Source organism: Mycobacterium sp. TH-M116, assembly GCF_057473685.1.
In genome coordinates this window covers 1-4,566 of the sequence record NZ_JBYCLC010000233.1, presented here as the reverse complement: position 1 = coordinate 4,566, position 4,566 = coordinate 1, and the positions used below count along the sequence as shown (strand labels likewise).

General features: G+C 63.8%; 7 protein-coding genes and 1 pseudogene. 5 read left to right on the top strand and 3 right to left on the bottom strand.

The window, feature by feature from the left end; translation table 11 throughout:
* On the bottom strand, nt 1–231 hold a 231-nt coding region (gene fdxA, locus AC2VOK_RS11685; protein ID WP_428900610.1), incomplete at its 3' end, for a ferredoxin.
* A gap of 54 nt (nt 232–285) precedes the next feature.
* On the opposite strand from fdxA, the gene AC2VOK_RS11680 reads away from it, so the two are divergent.
* The 3 genes and pseudogenes from AC2VOK_RS11680 to AC2VOK_RS11670 all read left to right on the top strand — a co-directional run.
* Entirely contained in the window at nt 286–885 is a 600-nt protein-coding gene (locus AC2VOK_RS11680) for a DUF2249 domain-containing protein (protein ID WP_343708381.1), read from the top strand.
* Entirely contained in the window at nt 885–1,712 is an 828-nt protein-coding gene (locus AC2VOK_RS11675; protein WP_428900609.1) for a class I SAM-dependent methyltransferase, read from the top strand. The genes AC2VOK_RS11680 and AC2VOK_RS11675 overlap by 1 nt, the downstream gene beginning before the upstream one ends.
* A gap of 28 nt (nt 1,713–1,740) precedes the next feature.
* Nucleotides 1,741–2,334: pseudogene (locus tag AC2VOK_RS11670) on the top strand (cbb3-type cytochrome c oxidase subunit I); the annotation flags it as partial.
* Between the two features lie 100 nt (nt 2,335–2,434).
* Here the strand turns inward: AC2VOK_RS11670 and AC2VOK_RS11665 are convergent.
* Together AC2VOK_RS11665 and AC2VOK_RS11660 are read right to left on the bottom strand one after the other, a co-directional pair.
* Complete coding sequence (locus AC2VOK_RS11665; protein ID WP_343708383.1) at nt 2,435–2,872, bottom strand: group III truncated hemoglobin; 438 nt, start codon at nt 2,870–2,872, stop codon at nt 2,435–2,437.
* On the bottom strand, nt 2,865–3,614 hold the full coding sequence (locus tag AC2VOK_RS11660; protein WP_428900608.1) for a helix-turn-helix transcriptional regulator: 750 nt from the start codon (nt 3,612–3,614) through the stop codon (nt 2,865–2,867). Before AC2VOK_RS11660 ends, AC2VOK_RS11665 begins: the two co-directional genes overlap by 8 nt.
* 181 nt (nt 3,615–3,795) lie before the next feature.
* Here AC2VOK_RS11660 and AC2VOK_RS11655 point away from each other — a divergent pair, with 181 nt between their 5' ends.
* Nucleotides 3,796–4,245 carry an OsmC family peroxiredoxin gene (locus AC2VOK_RS11655; protein ID WP_343708385.1) on the top strand — a complete coding sequence of 150 codons (450 nt, stop codon included), beginning with the start codon at nt 3,796–3,798 and terminating at the stop codon, nt 4,243–4,245.
* Nucleotides 4,246–4,268: 23 nt separating this feature from the next.
* Nucleotides 4,269–4,460, top strand: coding sequence for a ferredoxin (locus tag AC2VOK_RS11650; protein WP_343708386.1), 192 nt, complete (start codon nt 4,269–4,271; stop codon nt 4,458–4,460).
* Nucleotides 4,461–4,566: the final 106 nt, after the last annotated feature.

Genomic DNA, 4,566 nt, shown 5'->3' with positions numbered 1-4,566 from the left:
GGAAAAAAATGCCGCATTGTCGTCTTGATAGGGCTGCAACTCTTCGGGCAGATCGTCCTCGTAGTAGATCGCCTGGACGGGGCAGACAGGTTCGCACGCTCCGCAGTCCACACATTCGTCCGGATGGATGTACAGGGCCCGGCCGCCCTCGTAGATGCAGTCCACCGGGCACTCCTCCACGCAGGCCCGGTCCATCACGTCAACACACGGCTTCCCGATCACGTACGTCATGGCGTAGAGTTTACACAAGTCTCTTTGTGAAAACTAGGGAAGGTGCGGAACCCCATGGCCGACAACGAACTCGACGTGCGACCACTGCGCAAGCCGGAAAAACATCCGACGATCTTCGCCGCCTATGCCGATCTCCCTGTCGGTGGATCGTTCGTGTTGGTCAACAACCATGACCCCAAGCACCTGCGTGAGGAATTCGACGCCGATCACGTCGGCAGCTACGGATGGGAGTACATCGAGCGCGGACCGGCCGTATGGAAGATCCGGATCAGCAGACTCACCACCACTCCGCTGCCGCGGATTCTGGCGAATACGGCCGATATCGCCGAGGGGCAACCGGACGCGGCCGGGGTGTCCTGGAAACTTCAAGTTCGAGATCGGGATCTCGATTCCAACGTCATCACGCTGGGACCTGGCGGCGGCATCGCCACCCATACCGGCGCCGACGTGGACGTCCTGATCCACGTGCTCTCCGGCAGCGGTCAACTCACCACCGAGCAGGGGACGATCAACCTGAGTCCCGGTGCCCTGCTGTGGTTGCCACGTCGGTCACGACGACAGTTCAGTGCCGGACCGGACGGACTGCGGTACCTGACCGTGCACCAAAAACGCGAAATCCTGCCTCTGTCACCCACCATCCGACGGGTCGTCTGATGGGCAGGGACATGCCGACCGATCATCCAGATCTGCTGCCGTGGTCGGACCGCGGGGACGACACTGTGCAAGGACACTGGCTGCTGGCGCGGCTGGGTAAGCGGGTACTCCGCCCAGGCGGCATTGGACTGACCCGCACGCTGCTCTCCGAAGCTGAGGTCACCGACGCCGACGTACTCGAGCTGGCCCCGGGTCTCGGCCGCACCTCGGTTGAAATCCTCGCTCGCCATCCCCGGTCGTACATTGGTGTCGAGCAGGATCCCGACGCCGCCCGGTCGGTGCGCAGCCTCATCAACGGACACGGGGAGATCCGGGTCGCCGACGCCGCCGACACCGCGTTGCCCGACGCCAGCAGAGATGTCGTCCTCGGTGAGGCGATGCTGACAATGCAAGGCGATCCCGCCAAGCGCGCCATCGTTGCCGAGGCATCGCGGGTGCTGCGCCCCGGCGGACGCTACGCCATCCACGAACTCGCGTTGACACCCGATGCCATCGCCGATGAGATCAAAAACGATGTCCGGCAATCACTTGCCCGTGCGATCAAGGTCAACGCCCGCCCTCTGACGGTAGCCGAATGGACAGGCCTGCTCGGCACGCACGGGCTGATCGTCGACCACGTGGCAACCGCCCCGATGAACCTGTTACAACCACGACGCCTGCTCGCCGACGAAGGCCTTCTGCGGGCATTGCGGTTTGCCGCCAACCTTGTCGTCCACCACGACGCGAGACGGCGAGTAGCTCAGATGCGCAACACTTTCCGGCGCCACCGCGAACGGTTGATCGCTGTGGCGATTGTTGCCCGCAAACCGATTTGCGACACCGGCTGACGGATGACACCGGGGGATGCTCACCAACAGCTATCTCATCGCAGTGCCGACCGGGATCACATTCGTCAACTGGATCGGCACGATCTGGAAAGGGCAGCTGACGTTCGAAACCCCGATGTTGTTCGCGATGGGCTTTTTGGTGACCTTTCTGCTGGGCGGGCCCTCGGGGGTGATGCTGGCCAGCCCGCCGATCGACTTCCACGTCACCGACACCTATTTCGTGGTCGCGCACTTCCACTACGTGCGGTTCGGCACCATCGTGTTCTCCACCTTCGCCGGGATCTACTTCTGGTTCCCGAAGATGACAGGGCGGCTACTTGACGAGCGGTTGGGCAAGCTGCACTTCTGGTTGACGCTGATCGGCTTTCACCTCACCTTTTTGGTGCAGCACTGGCTGGGCAACATGGGCATGCCGCGGCGCTACGCGGACTACCTGCCCACCGATGCCTTCACCACGTTGAATGTCGTCTCCACCATCGGCGCCATGGTGCTGGGCGTCTCGATGCTGCCTTTCGTCTGGAACGTGTTCCGCAGCTGGCGCTACGGGGAGCCGGTCACCGTCGATGACCCTTGGGGGCATGGCAACTCGCTGGAATGGGCCACCAGCTGCCCACCGCCGCGGATCTGCGTGTGATCCAACGGGTGCGCAACGAGCGACACATCCGGCGCAATATCGCTGCCAGAAGGCCGAGCCGCCTGAGCAACTGAACACCCCTGTCGGGTCAGCGGGCGACCAGTGCGTCGAGTTCGGGCGTATCAGCACCGGTGAGTCGACGGTGCATGGCCCAGGCGATCCGTGCAGCTTGGAGTTTCGCGCGCTCGGCGACAGGTCCTCTGAACATGTCGTCGACGGTGGTGTTCCACGTGGCCAGCCAGCGCACGAAGTGACCGCCGTTCAGCGGAGTGCGCTGATGGACATCCCGGTGGGCGTGCAGCGCGCTGCCCCGGTAGCGTCCGGCACGAAACAGGACCGTTTCCCAGAAGTCGCACATCACCGCAATGTGCGTATCAAGACCTCTGGTCCGCAACTCGGTGAAGGCCTCAGCGAGCACATCATCGATGAACACCCGGCCGTAAAAACGGCGCAGCAGCGCCTCCACATCGGTGCGGGTGGTGAGGTCCGCGCTCGGTTGTCCTTGCACCGCATGCGGTTCAGTCATGCACAATCACCCTGGCAAGACACAGGTCGGGTTCGACAAAAGGCTCCAGCTCGGCCTCGGACGTGCGGCGTGGATGCTCTGCGGTCGGGTCGTCGCCCGCGGCGGGTTTCGTGAGCAAGCCTTGCAGGAGTCCTCGATGCAGGGCGCAGCCCACCTCCGGGTGCGCACGGGCCAGGTCGCGAACCGGGCAGGAGTTCAGACGAATCGTTTGCTCGGTGCGGGCGTTGCGCGTCGCGGCCACGGTCAACTCAGGAGCGAAACCCATCCGCGCGAAAACCGACACGATGGCAGCAGTGCGGGCCGTGATGGCCCGGCTCGTGACTGTGTCCGACCCATCGTGCCCGGCAGCGTTTTCGCGGACCGAATCGATGTCGATGCGCTCAGCCCACCGCCGCCCGGCAGCCTCGGCGCGTCGACGCCGCTGATCGGCGGTGACACCCAGTTCCAGGGCCAATATCTCGGCCAGGCTCCGATAGTCCATCCGATCGCGCACGGCCAGATAGCCGGTACGCGGACGACCGACACCGGCACGCCCGATCCGAGTACGCTGCACCGCTCCCTGGTCGCACAACGCGTCGAGGTGAAATCGCACCGTCGTCACGTGCAGTCCCATCCGTGCGGCCAACTGCTCCGCGTCGAATGCACCGTCATGCCCACGCACCAACTCCAGGATGCGTTGGCGTTGAACGTTGCCTGGCCCGCGATGCATTCGCCCGGTCTTGGGATCGTTGCGCTCAGCCATCCGCGACACCTTGCCCTTGATCTATTTAAATGATAATTTTCATCAATAATAGCATCGCTTTGAAGCAGCTGGGACGTCGTCCGCCCCGCGCATGAGAGCACTGCGGGCAACGGCGGGAGCCAGCTTCGCCGCGGGCTGGAGCAGAGCACCATCGGAGGCCAATCGGGAGACGGGCGAGGGCATGAGCATCGCTGAACGGACCACGCAGACCATCTGGGAGGGGCCACTGGTGTCCGGCGGAGGCACGCTCGCGCACGGCAGCAGCGGAGTTCTCGATGGCGTGCCGTTGACCTGGGCCTCCCGAACTGAGCAACCGGACGGCAAGAGTAGCCCCGAAGAACTCGCCGCAGCTGCGCACTCGTCGTGTTTCGCGATGGCGCTCGCAATGAAGTTAGATGAAAACCACACGCCGCCAGCGCGGCTCGATGTCACCGCCACCGTGAGCCTCGACGCAGTCGACGGGGTCCCGACGATCACCGCATCCCGTTTGAAAGTCAGAGCGCGGGTCGACCTGCCGGCACAATCGCACGCGGAACTGCTCCGGTTCATCTCGACCGGCCGCGCGCCCGACGGCTGGGTATGCCAGCAGGCCGTCGTCGCCGGCACTCAATCCAACTCGACGACCCACTGACGCTGGAGCAAAGGAGGATCCGCATGCACGTCGTGGTAGACCCGGATCGCTGTGAGGGCAATGCGTTCTGCGCGAACATCGCGCCAAAGGTGTTCGAGCTCGACGACAACGAGTACGCCGTCGTCATCACCGACCCCGTCCCCATCGAGCAAGAAGCACTGGCCGAGCAGGCCATCGCCGCGTGTCCTCGCGCAGCGTTGTCACGGGAAAGCTAGTGATGTGTCTCGCAAATAAATAGGTGGTTGTTCGGTATTCTGGTGGGATGAGTGCACCAGCAGTGCCATTGCCGTTGTCGGCCGGTGAGCGGGAAACGTTGGAGAG

Bases quoted from the DNA above. Each gene is read 5' to 3' on its own strand.
- AC2VOK_RS11665 (WP_343708383.1), bottom strand. From the start codon at position 2,872: ATGACTGAACCGCATGCGGTGCAAGGACAACCGAGCGCGGACCTCACC.
- AC2VOK_RS11660 (WP_428900608.1), bottom strand. From the start codon at position 3,614: ATGGCTGAGCGCAACGATCCCAAGACCGGGCGAATGCATCGCGGGCCA.
- AC2VOK_RS11675 (WP_428900609.1), top strand. From the start codon at position 885: ATGGGCAGGGACATGCCGACCGATCATCCAGATCTGCTGCCGTGGTCG.
- AC2VOK_RS11680 (WP_343708381.1), top strand. From the start codon at position 286: ATGGCCGACAACGAACTCGACGTGCGACCACTGCGCAAGCCGGAAAAA.
- AC2VOK_RS11650 (WP_343708386.1), top strand. From the start codon at position 4,269: ATGCACGTCGTGGTAGACCCGGATCGCTGTGAGGGCAATGCGTTCTGC.
- AC2VOK_RS11655 (WP_343708385.1), top strand. From the start codon at position 3,796: ATGAGCATCGCTGAACGGACCACGCAGACCATCTGGGAGGGGCCACTG.